This window comes from Xanthomonas translucens pv. undulosa (assembly GCF_017301775.1).
GTDB lineage: Bacteria > Pseudomonadota > Gammaproteobacteria > Xanthomonadales > Xanthomonadaceae > Xanthomonas_A > Xanthomonas_A translucens.
Genome location: NZ_CP063993.1, coordinates 3,800,192 through 3,814,784 on the forward strand (window position 1 = coordinate 3,800,192; position 14,593 = coordinate 3,814,784).

General features: G+C 68.4%; 16 protein-coding genes. 14 read left to right on the top strand and 2 right to left on the bottom strand.

Annotation, left to right across the window (positions count from 1 at the left end; genetic code table 11):
• The first annotated feature begins 22 nt into the window (after positions 1 to 22).
• The 12 genes from nudE (at position 23) to ISN38_RS16140 (ending at position 8,146) form a co-directional block, all read left to right on the top strand.
• Positions 23 to 523, top strand: a complete 501-nt coding sequence (gene nudE, locus ISN38_RS16085) for an ADP compounds hydrolase NudE (RefSeq protein ID WP_425509984.1) — start codon at positions 23 to 25, stop codon at positions 521 to 523.
• Positions 520 to 1,320: a 3'(2'),5'-bisphosphate nucleotidase CysQ gene (gene cysQ / locus ISN38_RS16090; RefSeq protein ID WP_003472753.1), complete on the top strand. Its 801-nt coding sequence runs from the start codon at positions 520 to 522 to the stop codon at positions 1,318 to 1,320. The genes nudE and cysQ overlap by 4 nt, the downstream gene beginning before the upstream one ends.
• Before the next feature lie 272 nt (positions 1,321 to 1,592).
• Positions 1,593 to 2,375: a nucleoside triphosphate pyrophosphohydrolase gene (gene mazG, locus ISN38_RS16095; protein WP_038240016.1), complete on the top strand. Its 783-nt coding sequence runs from the start codon at positions 1,593 to 1,595 to the stop codon at positions 2,373 to 2,375.
• Positions 2,372 to 2,695, top strand: a complete 324-nt coding sequence (locus ISN38_RS16100; RefSeq protein ID WP_003472758.1) for a YnfA family protein — start codon at positions 2,372 to 2,374, stop codon at positions 2,693 to 2,695. Before mazG ends, ISN38_RS16100 begins: the two co-directional genes overlap by 4 nt.
• Positions 2,696 to 2,782: 87 nt before the next feature.
• Complete coding sequence (locus ISN38_RS16105; RefSeq protein WP_155522281.1) at positions 2,783 to 2,929, top strand: DUF962 domain-containing protein; 147 nt, start codon at positions 2,783 to 2,785, stop codon at positions 2,927 to 2,929.
• A 109-nt stretch (positions 2,930 to 3,038) separates the two neighbouring features.
• A complete protein-coding gene (locus ISN38_RS16110; RefSeq protein ID WP_003472760.1) occupies positions 3,039 to 4,007 on the top strand; it encodes an SPFH domain-containing protein in 969 nt (322 codons plus the stop codon).
• 3 nt (positions 4,008 to 4,010) lie between these two features.
• Complete coding sequence (locus ISN38_RS16115; protein ID WP_003472763.1) at positions 4,011 to 4,442, top strand: NfeD family protein; 432 nt, start codon at positions 4,011 to 4,013, stop codon at positions 4,440 to 4,442.
• A gap of 325 nt (positions 4,443 to 4,767) precedes the next feature.
• Entirely contained in the window at positions 4,768 to 5,874 is a 1,107-nt protein-coding gene (gcvT, locus tag ISN38_RS16120) for a glycine cleavage system aminomethyltransferase GcvT (protein WP_003466929.1), read from the top strand.
• 112 nt (positions 5,875 to 5,986) lie between these two features.
• A complete protein-coding gene (gene gcvH / locus ISN38_RS16125; protein ID WP_003466930.1) occupies positions 5,987 to 6,382 on the top strand; it encodes a glycine cleavage system protein GcvH in 396 nt (131 codons plus the stop codon).
• Between the two features lie 181 nt (positions 6,383 to 6,563).
• Positions 6,564 to 6,713, top strand: coding sequence for a hypothetical protein (locus ISN38_RS16130; protein ID WP_155522280.1), 150 nt, complete (start codon positions 6,564 to 6,566; stop codon positions 6,711 to 6,713).
• Positions 6,714 to 7,025: 312 nt separating this feature from the next.
• Complete coding sequence (locus ISN38_RS16135) at positions 7,026 to 7,349, top strand: hypothetical protein (RefSeq protein WP_139115840.1); 324 nt, start codon at positions 7,026 to 7,028, stop codon at positions 7,347 to 7,349.
• Positions 7,350 to 7,687: 338 nt separating this feature from the next.
• Entirely contained in the window at positions 7,688 to 8,146 is a 459-nt protein-coding gene (locus ISN38_RS16140; RefSeq protein ID WP_003466932.1) for a histone H1-like repetitive region-containing protein, read from the top strand.
• A 758-nt stretch (positions 8,147 to 8,904) separates the two neighbouring features.
• Here ISN38_RS16140 and ISN38_RS16145 read toward each other — a convergent pair.
• Entirely contained in the window at positions 8,905 to 10,293 is a 1,389-nt protein-coding gene (locus ISN38_RS16145; protein WP_003466936.1) for a serine hydrolase domain-containing protein, read from the bottom strand.
• 281 nt (positions 10,294 to 10,574) lie between these two features.
• On the opposite strand from ISN38_RS16145, the gene ISN38_RS16150 reads away from it, so the two are divergent.
• Entirely contained in the window at positions 10,575 to 11,471 is an 897-nt protein-coding gene (locus ISN38_RS16150) for a DMT family transporter (RefSeq protein ID WP_003466940.1), read from the top strand.
• A 34-nt stretch (positions 11,472 to 11,505) separates the two neighbouring features.
• Here the strand turns inward: ISN38_RS16150 and ISN38_RS16155 are convergent, their stop codons facing one another.
• A complete protein-coding gene (locus tag ISN38_RS16155; protein ID WP_003466943.1) occupies positions 11,506 to 13,101 on the bottom strand; it encodes a GMC family oxidoreductase in 1,596 nt (531 codons plus the stop codon).
• Between the two features lie 92 nt (positions 13,102 to 13,193).
• Here ISN38_RS16155 and ISN38_RS16160 point away from each other — a divergent pair, with 92 nt between their 5' ends.
• A complete protein-coding gene (locus ISN38_RS16160) occupies positions 13,194 to 14,585 on the top strand; it encodes an NTP/NDP exchange transporter (protein ID WP_230939883.1) in 1,392 nt (463 codons plus the stop codon).
• Positions 14,586 to 14,593 lie beyond the last annotated feature (8 nt).

A 14,593-nucleotide genomic window follows, 5' to 3' on the forward strand; every position in this document is an offset into this window, starting at 1 on the left:
GCGCGAGCGTGGCGAGTCCGCGATGCAGCGCAAGGTCGAGGAGCTGGACCTGGAGTTCAGCAACGGCGAACGGCGCGTGTTCCACCGGCTCACATCTCCCGGCCACGGCGCGGTGGTGGTGGTGCCGATGCTGGACGCGCAGACCGTGCTGCTGGTGCGCGAGTACGCCGCCGGCGTGCACCGCTACGAGTTGGGCCTGGTCAAGGGCCGGATCGACGCGGGCGAGACGCCGCTGCAGGCGGCCGACCGCGAACTCAAGGAAGAGGCCGGCTATGGCGCGCGGCAGCTGCAGGTGCTGCGTGCGATGACCCTGGCACCGACCTATATGAGCCACCAGTCGTGGCTGGTGCTGGCGCAAGACCTGTATCCCGAAAAACTTGCCGGCGACGAGCCGGAGGAACTTGAAGTGGTGCCCTGGAAACTGGCTGAATTGGATCAACTGATGTTGCGTGAGGACTTTTCCGAAGGGCGTTCGCTGGCGGCGCTGTTCATCGCCCGCGAGTGGCTGGGTCGTGCCGGATGATCCGCATCACCGCCGACCTGCGTGAAACCGTCATCGCCATCGCCATCGATGCCGCCGCTGCGATCATGGCGGTCTACGCCACCCGCTTCGACGTCGAGCACAAGGCCGACGCCAGTCCGCTGACCCAGGCCGACCTGGCCGCGCACCGGATCATCGTCGAAGGCCTGGAACGGCTGACCCCCGACCTGCCGGTGCTATCCGAGGAGTCGGCGCAGATCCCGTGGGACGTGCGCGAGCACTGGACCGGCTACTGGCTGGTGGACCCGCTCGACGGCACCCGCGAGTTCGTCAAGCGCAATGGCGAGTTCAGCGTCAACATCGCGCTGATCCACCAGGGCGCGCCGGTGTTCGGCGTGGTCCAGGCGCCGGTCGATGGCCGCGTCTGGCACGCGGTACGCGGCGAGCAGGCGTACCGCCGCGACGGCTTCCGCGATACCGCGCTGAACACGCGGCGGCCGGCCAGCGCGCCGCTGCGAGTGGCGGCCAGCCGCTCGCACCGCGATCCGCGCACCGACGCGCTGCTGCTGCGCATGGGCGAGACCGAGGTGATCGCGCAGGGCTCGTCGCTGAAGTTCTGCCGCATCGCCGACGGCGAACTGGACGTGTATCCGCGCTTCGGCCCGACCTCCGAATGGGACACCGCGGCCGGCCAGTGCGTGCTGCAGGCCGCGGGCGGCACGCTGCTCGCCGCCGAGACCGGCAAGCCGTTCCGCTACAACCGCCGCGCATCGCTGCTCAACGGCGATTTCATTGCGCTGGGCGATCCAACGCTGCCCTGGCGCAGCTGGCTGGGCTGAGCGGACGTTGCCGCCGGCATCGGCGGTGGCCTGCAAGGCGGCTCGCGGCTGACGCTGCCGCAATGCGCGCCCTCGGTCGCCAGGCGCGATGACGGCGTTGCGGCCATGTGCCGCAGGCCGTTTGCCTGCGCCGCATCGCCGCTCGCCACACCGCCGAGCGCTCATCGTGCGCGCCGCTCTGCCAAACTAACCGACAGGCGGCGCCGTTGCCGTCGCATCGGAACCCGCATGTGATCGCAGCCCGCTACGACCTTCCCGCCCTGCTCGAGATCATGGCGCGCCTGCGCGATCGCGAGCACGGCTGCCCCTGGGACCTGGAGCAGGATTTCGCCAGTATCGCCGCTTACACGATCGAAGAGGCGTACGAGGTGGCCGACGCGATCGACCGCAACGACCTGGGCGAACTGAAGGACGAACTCGGCGACCTGCTGCTGCAGGTGGTGTTCCATGCGCAGATGGCGCGCGAGCAGGGCGCCTTCGGTTTCGACGACGTGGTCGCCGCGATCTGCGACAAGATGGTGCGCCGGCATCCGCACGTGTTCGGCGACAGCCAGGTCGCCGACGCCGAGCAGCAGACGCTGAACTGGGAACAGATCAAGCGCAACGAGCGCGCCGCGGCCGGCAAGACCGACGATTCTGCGCTGGCCGGGATCGCGCGCGGCCTGCCGGAATGGCAGCGCGCGGTGAAGCTGCAGGCGCGCGCGGCGCGGGTCGGCTTCGACTGGCCGCAGCCGGAACCGGTGCTGGACAAGTTGCAGGAAGAGCTGGAGGAAGTGCGCGCGGAATTCGCCCGCGGCGCAGTGCAGGACAACCAGGCGCGGCTGCAGGACGAGATCGGCGACCTATTGTTCGTCTGCGCCAATCTCGCGCGCCACGCCCAGGTCGATGTCGGTGCTGCGCTGCGTCATGCCAACCAGAAATTCGAACGCCGTTTCCGCGCGATGGAGCAGCTGGCGCAGCACGATGGCGGCGCGCTGGACGGCTTGTCGCTGCAGCAGCAGGAAGCGTACTGGCAGCGTGCCAAGCGCCAGGAACGCGACGCGGCGCAGGAGTGAAGACGCTGCTGTTGTTCGTGCTGACTGCGCTGGCCGAGATCGTCGGCTGCTACCTGCCGTACCTGTGGCTGCGCGCGCACGGCAGCGCTTGGCTGTTGCTGCCTGCGGCGGCCAGCCTGGCTGCGTTCGTGTGGCTGCTGAGCCTGCACCCGGAGGCCAACGGCCGCGTCTATGCCGCGTACGGCGGCGTGTACATCGCGGTGGCGTTGCTATGGCTGTGGGCGGTGCAGTCGATCCGGCCCACGCGCTGGGACCTGCTCGGCGCCGGCCTGTGCTTGCTCGGCATGGCGGTGATCATGTTCGCGCCACGGCAGGCCTGAGCGGCGCGATTGGGCTGCGCAGAGGCGCTCATTCCTTGCAGATCGGTCCCACGCGCCGACTCTGCGTTGTCGCATCCGTTCCCGTTGATGTCGTCGCCCGCACAGCGGCGTATGCTGAGCGCTTGCGCTGCCTGGGAGGGCCGCCGCATGCGTCGCTTCGCCAGTTTGCGTGCGTTCTATCCGTTCTACCTGAGCGAGCACCGGCATCCGCTGTACGCGTTCGCCGGTGACTGATTCATGTTCAAAGACATGCTGCGCTGGCGCATCCGCTGGCAGCGCGGGCGGCCTGCCGGCGCTCGCTATACTCGTGGTGTATTCATCCCCTGGTTAATGGAGCAACCTGATGCCATCCACTTATTTCCTCGCCCTGGTGATCCTGGTCGCGGGCGTGATCGTGCTGTTCAAGACCGTGCGCGTGGTGCCGCAAGGGTTCCAGTGGACGGTGGAGCGCTTCGGCCGTTATACCCATACCCTGTCGCCCGGCCTGCACTTCCTGATTCCGGTGGTCTACGGCCTCGGCCGCAAGGTCAACATGATGGAGCAGGTGCTGGACGTGCCCAGCCAGGACGTGATCACCAAGGACAACGCGGTGGTGCGGGTGGACGGGGTGGTGTTCTTCCAGGTGCTGGACGCGGCCAAGGCCGCCTATGAAGTGTCGAACCTGGAGATCGCCACGATCGCGCTGGTGCAGACCAACATCCGTACCGTGATCGGCTCGATGGACCTGGACGAATCGCTGAGCCAGCGCGAGACGATCAACGCGCAGCTGCTCAACGTGGTCGACCATGCGACCAATCCGTGGGGTATCAAGGTCACCCGTATCGAGATCCGCGACATCCAGCCGCCGCGCGACCTGATCGATTCGATGGCGCGGCAGATGAAGGCCGAACGCGAGAAGCGCGCGCAGATCCTGGAGGCGGAGGGCTCGCGGCAGTCGGAGATCCTGCGTGCCGAGGGCGAGAAGCAGGCCGCGGTGCTGGAGGCCGAAGGCCGCAAGGAAGCCGCGTTTCGCGACGCCGAAGCGCGCGAGCGCCTGGCCGAGGCCGAAGCGCGCGCCACCACGATGGTGTCCAAGGCGATCGCCGAGGGCGACGTGCAGGCGATCAACTACTTCATTGCGCAGAAATACGTGGAGGCGTTCAAGGAACTGGCCACCGCGCCGAACCAGAAGTTCGTGCTGATGCCGATGGAGTCCAGCGGCATCATCGGCTCGATCGCCGGCATCGGCGAACTGGCGCGCGAGGCGCTGAGCAAGCAGCAGTCCGCGCCGCCGGCGGTGCCGCGGGGCATGCCGCCGCGTAGCGGAGTCTGAAGCATGCGCGCCGAGGTGGTGGCATGGGGCGCGCTGACCTTGCTCCTGTTCGCGGCCGAGGCGCTGGCGCCGGGCGCGTTCATGCTGTGGATGGGCTTCGCCGCCGCAGCGGTGTTCGTCGCCGTGCTGGTGCTGCCGGACATCGCGCTGCTGCTGCAGATCGGTGCGTTCGTGGTGCTCAGCTTCGTCTCGATCCAGGTGTACCGCACCTGGTTCCGCGGCCGCGACCGGGTCAGCGACCGGCCGCTGCTCAACCGCCGTGCCGAGCAGTTGATCGGCCGGGTGGTGATGCTGGACCAGCCGATCCAGGCCGGCCGCGGCCGCGCCAAGGTCGACGACGCGTTCTGGGTGGTCGGCGGTCCCGATCTGCCCGCCGGCAGCACGGTGCGCATCGTCGGGGTGGATGGGATGACGTTGTTGGTGCAGGCGGAGTAGGGCCGGGACTCGGGACTCGGGACTCGGGACTCGGGACTCGGGATTTTCGCAAGTCCGCAGCTTCTGCGCTTTTTTGTAGGAGGGGCTTCAGCCCCGACGCGTTACCGGTAAGGCGTCGGGGCTGAAGCCCCTCCTACAGAAAAGCAGCTGCGCCGGAGCTGAAAAAAAAGCCGCTTTTTTTTAAAAAATCGGCCCTTTTTGCATCAAATCGCTTGACAGCGATTGACCCCGGGACATCATTCTGCCGTCCCGAGTCCCGAGCGTCCCATTCCTTCTCCCCCGCGCAGCCGGCGATAATGGGCGACTTTCGCCACGGACCCGCGCCATGACCCAGAAGACCATCCTCAACGACAGCCATCGCGTCCTCGGCGCCAAGATGGTCGACTTCGGCGGCTGGGACATGCCGATCCACTACGGTTCGCAGATCGACGAGCACCATCAGGTGCGCCGCGACGCCGGCATGTTCGACGTCAGCCACATGACCGTGGTCGATCTGCACGGCGCGCAGGTGCGCGCGTTCCTGCGCCATCTGCTGGCCAACTCGGTGGACAAGCTGAAGCTGCCGGGCAAGGCGCTGTACACCTGCATGCTCAACCCGCAGGGCGGGGTGATCGACGACCTGATCGTCTACTACCTGTCCGACACCTTCTTCCGCCTGGTGGTCAACGCCGCCACGCGCAGCAAGGACCTGGCCTGGATCGGCGAGCAGGCGCAGGCGTTCGGCGTGGACGTGCGCGAGCGCGAGGACTTCGCGATGATCGCGGTGCAGGGGCCGAATGCGCGCGCCAAGGTGATCGGCCTGCTGCGCGAGGACGATCGCGCCCCGGTGCAGACGCTGGGCCGCTTCGCCGCGTTCGAAGCCACCTCGGCCGACGGCGTGGCACTGTTCGTCGCGCGCACCGGCTACACCGGCGAGGACGGCTTCGAGATCGTGCTGCCGCAGGCGCAGGCGGTGGCGTTCTGGAACGCGCTGCTGGAAGCCGGGGTCACGCCGGCCGGGCTGGGCGCGCGCGATACGCTGCGCCTGGAGGCCGGCATGAACCTGTACGGGCAGGACATGGACGATAGCGTGTCGCCGTACGAAGCCGCGCTGGCCTGGACCGTGACGCTGGACGAGGGCCGCGTGTTCATCGGCCGCGAGGTGCTCGAAGCGCAGAAGGCCAATGGTGCGCCGCGGCAGATGATCGGCCTGGTGATGGATGACAAGGGCGTGCTGCGCCACGGCCAGAAGGTGCTCACTGCGCAGGGCGACGGCGAGATCCTGTCCGGCACGTTCTCGCCGACGCTGGGCAAGGCGATCGCGTTTGCGCGCGTGCCGGCCGGCGAACCGGGGCAGGTGCGGGTGGACATCCGCGGCAAGGAAGTGCCGGTGCGCGTGGTCAAGTTCCCGTTCGTGCGCGAAGGCCAGGTCCAGCCCGGCGTGCTCGGCTGAGCTGCGGCTGCCGCGGCGTTCGCGCAACCGGTGCGCGGCCGCTGCGTTGCGGAGCATCCGGTTCGCTACACTATCCCTCCATCCCCGACACCGTCTTTTCCGGAGCAGCCCCATGAGCGAGATCCCTGGCGACCTCAAATTCCTCAAGTCCCATGAATGGGCGCGCGTCGAAGGCAACGGGCGCGTCACCGTCGGCATCTCCGAGCACGCGCAGGGCCTGCTCGGCGATCTGGTCTACGTCGAGCTGCCCAACGTCGGTGACGAGGTCGTGGCCGGCAACGGCGTGGCCGTGGTCGAGTCGGTGAAGGCGGCCTCGGACGTGTACAGCCCGCTCACCGGCAAGGTGGTCGAGGTCAATGCCGCGCTCAGCGACAAGCCGGAGACGATCAACGAGGACGCCTACGGCGAAGGCTGGATCTTTGTGCTGGAGATCGCCGACCCGGAGCAGTTGAACGAGCTGCTGACCCCGGACGATTACGCCGAGCTGCTCGAGGAAGACGGCCACTGAGCCGAAGCGCTTCATCGCGACAGCCGAACCGGCCGCCTTGTGCGGCCGGTTTTCGTTTGCGCGGCACAAACGAACGCTTCAACAGGAAGCGGCGCGCGCGTTCGACAGTCCGCAGGTTTGCCGATCAGGCGCTCGGCGCGGCTGAGTGGCTGAGTGGCAGGCGTAGCGGCGCGCGGGCGCGATGCAGGTGACGGATGCGACACGCCAGGCGGCGGATGCCGGCCGCGCCGCAAGCATCGATGCGCACGATGTGGTCGCCAGGTCCTGGAAGGCGACGCCGCTGCAGCGGCGCCGGGACGCGGCGAAGGTCGCGCCGGTTTTCTGGCAGTGACGGTGATGTGCATCGCAGTCGGGTGCCGCTGGCGAAGCGTCTGCCGATCGCAGCCGCGTTCGCTGCGCCGCGGCCAGCGGCGGCCAGCGGCGTCGCGTGCGTTCTCGGTCGGGTGTGTTCGCCGTGGCGCGCATGCGCGGTGCTGTGGGGGCGCTCGTGGCGAACATGCACTCGGCAGCCGACGCGTCGGCCAGAGCAAACGCGACACGTCCGCTCGCATGTGCGTGATGTGCCGGTGAGGAGCATGCGCAGTCATGCGGACGCGACAACGGCATCGTCGTCGCCGCCGCGATGCAGTGCGCGGCGGCGCGCGTGCACGCTCGCAAGCGCCGAACAGCGCGGAAAAGTTTGCGCAGTTTTGCGCATTTGCTCGTGTGCGATGCCGGAACGGCGCATGCCGCGAAAAGTTTTTTTCAGCTTGCGGACAGGCTCGCGTACACGCGCCTGGATGTCGCCGGCGCCGCGCACGGCAGCACGCGAAACGGCTGGTCGCGTCGGCGTGTTGCAAAAAAGCACGGGAATTACCGCTGTTTTTGTTTGCGTCGAAGTTTCGCCGCAGGTTTCGCGATGGCTGTTGTCGAGGTCCAGCAGCTGCCGATCGCGGCGATCGGTGCGCTCGCGGCACGCGACGCCTAAAAAAAAATTGCGTAGAACTGTTGACAGTAAAAAAAAGCGTGATTAGGTTTCGCCCAGCAGACGTTGCTGCGCAAGCGAGTGAATCGGATCGACATCAGAACGCGAAGCACAACTTGGACCTCCACCAGGAACCTGACGATGGTGGATCAGGTGTCGCTTCCCTCCGAGAAACGCAACGTCTCCCCTGGCACGACACCCGTATCGAGCTTCGCTACGGGTGTTTCTGTATCCGACCCGGCCCCCACTACGCGCCGGCGGATCCTGCAGGCGGACCATCGCCGCGGGTTTGCTTTGACTGGGCGTTTTCAATCCATAGTTCACTGACGAGGAGCCATCCCATGGCCACGAAAAAAGCTGCGAAAAAGAAGCCGGCCGCTAAGAAAGCGGTCAAGAAGACTGCCGCCAAGAAGCCGGCAGCGAAGAAGGTCTCGGTAAAGAAGGCGGTCAAGAAGGTCGCCAAGAAAGTCGCCAAGAAGGTCGCCAAGGTGAAGAAGGCCATCAAGAAGGCCACCACCAAGAAGACCACCGCGAAGAAGGCGGTAAAGAAGACTGCGAAGAAGGCGACTGCCAAGAAGGCCGCCACCAAGAAGACCGCGAAGAAGGCCGTCGCCAAGAAGGCCGTAAAGAAGACCGCGAAGAAGGCCGTCGCCAAGAAGGCCGTGAAGAAGTCGGCTGCCAAGAAGCCGGCCGCGAAGAAGGCTGTCGCCAAGAAGGCCGTCGCCAAGAAGAAGCCGGTTGCCCGCAAGAAGAAGACCGCTCCGGTCGCGCTGCCGGCAACGCCCGCGCCGCTGATCTGATCTGATCCATCCCGATAGCCGTACCTAAGCTCTCTCCCCGGTGCCCAGCGGGGAGGGAGCTTTTTTATGGGCGTGCGCTTGCCGCCGCCGCGGCGAGCTGCGTGCCATGGCGCCGAGGTGCCACGGGCCTGCTACCCATCTGCCGGCGACGTGTCGCCTGCACCGCGGCCAGTCCCCGCGTAGGCGGTGTTGCCGCCATCGTGCTCTATCGCAGCCTGGCGCGTGCCCGATCAGCACTGAATTCCGACTGCGCTGCAGGCGACGATGGCGCGCGTATTCGCCAGGCGCTTGCCTGGCTGTTGCGGCAGACGTGTTCGCCGCCGCGGCCGCCGCCCGGCTTCGGCTGCGTTCTGATCCTCCTTCTCCCCCCACGACCATGGCAGCCTTTTCGAGCGAGGTGGCGCGTAGCGCCGGTTGCGGGTGTGTGCGTAGTGAAGCGTTATGCGCCGAGGTGACGTGCATCGCCATGCGTCCTTATTGCCGCGCGGCTTCACCCGGACCCTCACCCCAACGCCTCTCCCGATGGAAGAGTGGCTTTTCGGCGTGGGCCGAGCCGCACGCCGCCCCCCCTGTGGGAGCGGCTTCAGCCGCGACCAGATCCCCAGGATTCCATCAACCTCGGATCAGGCGCAGTTGCTGGCTTGCGCAGCCCACCAGATCTTGTCGCGGTGAGGCGCAGGGATCGCGAAGCCAGCGCGCAGACAGCAGAAAGGCGGCTTGCGCCGCCTTCCGCTGCATCCATCGGCAGACCGCCCGCGTCAGCGCGGCGACGCCGCCGACTTGGACGCGGAGGCGCCCTTCTTGTCCTTCGGGTCCGGACGCTCGGCCATCATGTTGTCGCTGCCGAAGTCGGTGTCCACGTCCAGCCAGCGCTGCGCCGGCAGGCCGATCGCGCGGTCCAGGATGGTCGGCAGCAGGCCGGAGGGCAGGCCGCTCTCGCCGTTCCACAGGATCGCCACGCCCAGATCGCGTTCCGGCACCAGCGCGACCAGACCGCGATAGCCCTGCACCGCACCGGCATGGAACACCACCTGGTGGCCCGAATAATCGAAGATGCGCCAGCCCAGCGCGTAGCTGGCCGAGTTGACCCGCTCGCGGCGCCAGCCCGAGCGCATCTCGCCGGGGGTGAGGATCAGCGGCGCATGCAGGGTCGCCAGCAACGGCGCCGGCAGCACGTCCGGACGGTGCCCGGTATGCGCGATCAGCCACTGCGCCATGTCGCTGATGCTGGCGTTGACGCCCGCCGCCGGGGCCAGCCGGTAGTAGGTGGGCTTGGGCATCAGCGACACCCAGCCGTTGCGGCTGCGCACATGCGGGCGCGCCCAGCTCGGGCTGGCCTGGATCCCGGCCAGGCCCATGCTGGCGTCGTTCATGCCCAGCGGCTTGAAGATGCGGCGCTCCACCGACTGCTCATAGAAGCTGCCGGAGGCGGCGAACACCACGTCGCCGATCAGGCTGAAGGCCACGTTCTGGTAGGCGTAGCACTCGCCTGGCGCGCACTTGAGCGGGGCATAGGCGAGCTTGTGGCTGAGCGTGTAGTAGTCGGTGTTGGACTCGACGTCGCGGTCGTAGGCGTTGTAGGTCAGGCCGACGCGATGGCTGAGCAGGTCGGCCACATTCAATTGGCGGGTGGCGACCGGGTCGCTGAGCTGGAAGCCGGGCACGTAGTCGGTGACCTTGCTGTCCCAGCGCAGGGTGCCGTCGTTGACCAGCAGGCCGGCCATGGTGCCGGCGAAGGCCTTGGACAGCGAGGCCAGGCGGAACACGGTGTGCGCATTGACCGGCTGGGGGTGATTGACGTCGGTGACGCCATAGCCGCGCGCGCTGATCACCTGGCCGTTGTGCACGATCGCCACTGCCAGGCCGGGCACCCGCTCGCCGTAGGTGAGCTGCTCGGCCATCGCTTCCAGGCTGGCGACATCGAAGTCCTTGGCCAACGGCAGCACCTTGCTGTCCGGCAACGAGGCGCGGTACGGCAGCGGCTGGGTTGGCGAGGTGTAGTGCGTGGCCTCGGTGTAGATCGGCGGCGGCAGCGGTTGCGAGGGCGCCGGCGTCTGCGCGGTGGAGGACATCGCAAAGGGCAGCAATGCCCCGAGCAACCCGGTTGCCACCGGTCGAAGGAGCCGGTGCCTGCTGTTCTGTTTCATTGCGCGTGTGGCCTGTGAGGTGCTGCCCAAACTGATTCTAGCGCCGCTGTTCGCCATTGCACAAACCGGGAGAAGATGAATGGGCATCGTCTTGATCCTGCTAATGATTTTGCCGAGCCGGCAAAGCTGGCAACGCGCCGTCCGCATGGCGGTGCCGCAAGCGCGCGGCGGTTGCGTAACCTCATGCAACCGGTGTGCCGAAGTCGCTGCGCGCGGCCTCGCCCCGGCCTGCCGCGATGCCGCTGCGGTGACGCCGCCGCGCCGCTGCGGGATCATGGCGCATGCCCGATCCCGCCCTGTCCCCGGTCCCGCTCGCGCGCACCGCGCCCGCCGCCGCGACTTGGCTGGGGCTGGCCTTCGTGCTGGTCTGGTGCACCGGCTACATCGCCGGCAAGCAGGTGGTGGCGCACGCGGCGCCGTTCACCGCGCTGCTGTGGCGCTTCGGCCTGACTGCGCTTTGCTTCGCGCTCGCCGCCGGTCCTGCGCGGCTGCGGGCGTTGCCGCGCGCGCAACTGGCGCGCAGTGCCGTGGCCGGGGGGCTGATGCTGGCCCTGCAGTTCGGCGGGGTCTACGCCGCCTTCGCGCTGGGCACCGGTTCCGGCGCGGCCGCACTGGTGATCGGCGCGATGCCGCTGCTGGTGGCCTGGGCCAGCCCGTGGTGGGGCGGGGCGCGGCTGCGCGCGGCGCAGTGGCTGGGCATGGCGCTGGGCTTCGCCAGCGTCGCCACGGTCGCCGCCGACCGCATCGACGGCGCCACCCCGTGGGGCGGCTGGCTGGCCTTGCTGGTGGGCCTGTTCGGCATCGCCGCCGGCACCCTGTACCAGAAGCGGCATGCCGCGCAGCTCGACCTGCGGGTGGGGCTGGCGGTGCAGAACGCGGCGGCGACGCTGCTGCTGCTGCCGCTGGCGGCATGGGAAGGCTTCCGCTTCCAGGCCAGCGACGGCTTCGTCGCGGCGATGGCGTGGCTGGTGCTGGTCAATTCGATCGGCGGCTTCGCGCTGCTGTTCCTGCTGCTGCGGCGCGGCGCGGCCACCCAGGTGGCGAGCCTGTTCTTCCTGATGCCGCCGGTGACCGCGGTGTTCGGCCACGTACTGCTCAGCGAGCACCTGACCGCGCTGAAGCTGTGCGGCTTCGCGCTGGCGGCGCTGGGCGTGTGGCTGGCCGGGCGCGCGCGCTGAGGCGCCAGCGCCGCTGGCGCGTGCTCGCCTCCGCTCAGTCGCGCAGCACGCCGTGGCCGCGGATCAGGTCGGCGGCGCGCTCGGCGATCATCATCGTCGGGCCGTTGGTGTTGCCGCTGACCAGGCGCGGCATCACCGACGCATCGACCACGCGCAATCCTTCCAACCCGCGCAGGCGCAGCTGCGGATCGACCACCGCCTGCGCGTCATTGCCCATGCGGCAGGTGCCGATCGGGTGGTAGATGGTCTCGGCCTTGGCGCGGATGTAGGCGATCAGGCCGGCTGCGTCCAGGTCGTCGCGTTCCGGCAGCAACGGCGCGCCGCGCCAGGCATCGAACGCCGGTTGCCGCAGGATGCGTCGCGCCAGGCGCGCGCATTCCACCAGCATGCGCAGGTCGAAGCCGTCCGCATCGCTGAGGTAGTTGGCCTGGATCCGCGCCGGCGTGCGCGGGTCGGCGTCGTTGAGCGACAGACGGCCGCGGCTGCGCGGCTGCAGGTGGCAGGCGTGCAGGGTGAAGCCGTCGCCGGGCAGCCGGTGGCGGCCGTGGTCGTCGAGCATCGCCGGCACGAAATGCAGCTGGATGTCGGCGCGCGCGTCCGGCGCCAGCGGCGAGCGGATGAAACCGCCGGCCTCGGCGATATTGCTGCTGCCGGCGCCACGGTGGCCGCGCAGGAAATAGTCGAAGGCGATCTTCAGCTGGTTGCGGCGGTCGTAGCTGATGCCCGGGCGGGTGCGGTACAGCGTGCACACGTCCAGATGGTCCTGCAGGTTGGCGCCGATCTGCGGCTGGTCCAGGCGCACGTCGATGCCATGGCGCTGCAGTTCGTCGGCCGGGCCGATGCCCGAGAGCATCAGCAGTTGCGGCGAGTTCACCGCACCGGCGCTGAGCAGCACCTCGCGCGCGGCCCGCGCCTGCACTTCGGCGCCGCGCTGCGCATAGGCCACGCCGACCACGCGTTCGCCCTCGAGCAGCAGGCGCAGCACCAGCGCGTCGGTGATCACCTGCAGGTTGGGGCGTGCCTGCGCTGGCGCCAGATAGGCGACCGCCGCCGAGCAGCGCGCGCCGTCCTTCTGGGTGACTTGGTACAGGCCCACGCCCTGTTGTTGCGGGCCGTTGAAATCGCGGTTGTGGGCGAAACCGGCCTGCTCGCAGGCAGCGATGAACACGTCCGACAGCGGGTTGTGGTAGCGCAGGTCGGACACGTGCAGCGGCCCGTCGCCGCCGTGCAGCGCATCGCCGCCGCGGCTATTGCGTTCGCTGCGCCGGAAATACGGCAGCACGCCGCGCCAGTCCCAGTCCTCGGCGCCGTGGGCGGCCCAGTCGTCGTAGTCGGCTGCCACGCCGCGCACGTAGCACATCGCGTTGATCGAACTGGAGCCGCCCAGCACCTTGCCGCGCGGCCACCACAGGCGCCGATCGTTCAAGGCCGGCTCGGGCGCGGTGAGGTAGTTCCAGTTGATGCGGCGGTTGCCGATCAGTCGCGCCAGGCCGGCCGGCATGTGGATGAAGGGATTGCGGTCGCGCGGCCCGGCCTCGATCAGCAGCACCTTGCAATCGCGATCCTCGCTGAGCCGGTTGGCCAGCACGCAGCCTGCCGAGCCTGCGCCGATGATGATGTAGTCGTACACCCGCGGTTCCCCCGTTTCGTGGCGCCGACGCTAGCCGCCGGGGATAGAGCATATGCTCGGCCGCGCCGCGGGATGCCGACGTGCCGAGGAGCGTGGGTCTACGCGTGGCGGCGGCGCTGGCGATGTTGCAGTGCATCGGCTACCGTGCGCGCAACCACCCGGCGAACGGCAGGCCGATGCAATCGGAAAACAAGCGCGTCCAGACCGGCGAGCTGCGCGCGGTGCTGCTGTCCTTCGTCTATTTCTTCTGCGTGCTGGCGGCGTACTACGTGATCCGGCCGGTGCGCGAGCAGCTGTCGGCGGCGGTCGGCTCCACCCAGTTGCCTTGGTTCTTCATGGCCACCTTCGTCGCCACGTTGCTGCTGACCCCGCTGTTCGCATGGATGGCGGCGCGCTGGCCGCGGCGGATCGTGGTGCCGGCGGTGTACGTGTTCTTCGCGCTGTGCCTGCTCGGCTTCGTGCCGCTGTTCAGCGGTCACGGCGGGCTCAGTCCGCGCGTGCTGGGCATCGTGTTCTTCGTCTGGGTCAGCGTGTTCAACCTGTTCGTGGTGTCGGTGTTCTGGAGCTTCATGGCCGATATCTGGAGCAATGAACAGGCACGGCGGATGTTCCCGTTGATCGGCCTGGGCGGCACTGCCGGCGCGTTGGCCGGGCCGCTGCTGACCCGCGGGCTGGTCGGGGTGATCGGCGTGGCGCCGCTGCTGGTGGTGTCGGCGGCGCTGCTGTGCGTGGCGCTGGCCTGCGTGATTCTGCTCGGGCGCTGGGCGCGGGTGCATGGCGCGCGCCGTCATGACGTCGGCCACGAGGCGGCGGTCGGCGGCGGCATGTTCGACGGACTCAAGCAGATCCTGTCCAATCCGTTCATGCGCGGCATGGCGTTGCTGATGCTGCTCGGCGATTGCATCGGTACGGTCGGCTATGCGCTGATGACCGATTACTCCGGCGCCACTTTCCACAACGCGGTCGAGCGCACCCAGTTCGCCGCCAATATCGACATGGCAACCAACGTGCTGCAGGTCGTCGTGCAGATCAGCGTGACCCGCTGGCTGCTGATGAAGAAGGGGGCCGGCGCGGTGATCGCGCTATGGGCGCTGATCAGCATCGGCACGCTGGTGGCGACTGCGTTGTCGCCCGATCCGTACGCGCTGGCGGGGTGGATCGTGCCCTGGGTGGTACTGCCGCTGGTGATCACCCGTTCGCTGACCTACGGCATGGTCGGACCGGCGCGCGAATCGCTGTACACGCGGGTGCCGCGGCAACTGCGCTACCAGGGCAAGAATGCGGTGGATACGGCGGTGTGGCGTGCCGGCGACGTGGCCGTGGCCTCGGCGATGAACGGCCTGCGCGGGCTGGGCATGGGCGTGCCCGGTTTCGCCGCGTTGGCCGCACTGGCCGCGACGCTCTCCGGTGTCATCGGCTGGCGCCTGGCGCGTGCGGTCGAAAGCACCGCGCCTGCCGCGTCGGAGACGGCGCCCACGCGTTGAGTCTGCGC

Bases quoted from the DNA above. Each gene is read 5' to 3' on its own strand.
- nudE (WP_425509984.1), top strand. From the start codon at position 23: ATGCAGCGCAAGGTCGAGGAGCTGGACCTGGAGTTCAGCAACGGCGAA.
- cysQ (WP_003472753.1), top strand. From the start codon at position 520: ATGATCCGCATCACCGCCGACCTGCGTGAAACCGTCATCGCCATCGCC.
- mazG (WP_038240016.1), top strand. From the start codon at position 1,593: ATGGCGCGCCTGCGCGATCGCGAGCACGGCTGCCCCTGGGACCTGGAG.
- ISN38_RS16105 (WP_155522281.1), top strand. From the start codon at position 2,783: ATGTCGTCGCCCGCACAGCGGCGTATGCTGAGCGCTTGCGCTGCCTGG.
- ISN38_RS16110 (WP_003472760.1), top strand. From the start codon at position 3,039: ATGCCATCCACTTATTTCCTCGCCCTGGTGATCCTGGTCGCGGGCGTG.
- ISN38_RS16115 (WP_003472763.1), top strand. From the start codon at position 4,011: ATGCGCGCCGAGGTGGTGGCATGGGGCGCGCTGACCTTGCTCCTGTTC.
- gcvT (WP_003466929.1), top strand. From the start codon at position 4,768: ATGACCCAGAAGACCATCCTCAACGACAGCCATCGCGTCCTCGGCGCC.
- gcvH (WP_003466930.1), top strand. From the start codon at position 5,987: ATGAGCGAGATCCCTGGCGACCTCAAATTCCTCAAGTCCCATGAATGG.
- ISN38_RS16130 (WP_155522280.1), top strand. From the start codon at position 6,564: ATGCAGGTGACGGATGCGACACGCCAGGCGGCGGATGCCGGCCGCGCC.
- ISN38_RS16140 (WP_003466932.1), top strand. From the start codon at position 7,688: ATGGCCACGAAAAAAGCTGCGAAAAAGAAGCCGGCCGCTAAGAAAGCG.
- ISN38_RS16145 (WP_003466936.1), bottom strand. From the start codon at position 10,293: ATGAAACAGAACAGCAGGCACCGGCTCCTTCGACCGGTGGCAACCGGG.
- ISN38_RS16150 (WP_003466940.1), top strand. From the start codon at position 10,575: ATGCCCGATCCCGCCCTGTCCCCGGTCCCGCTCGCGCGCACCGCGCCC.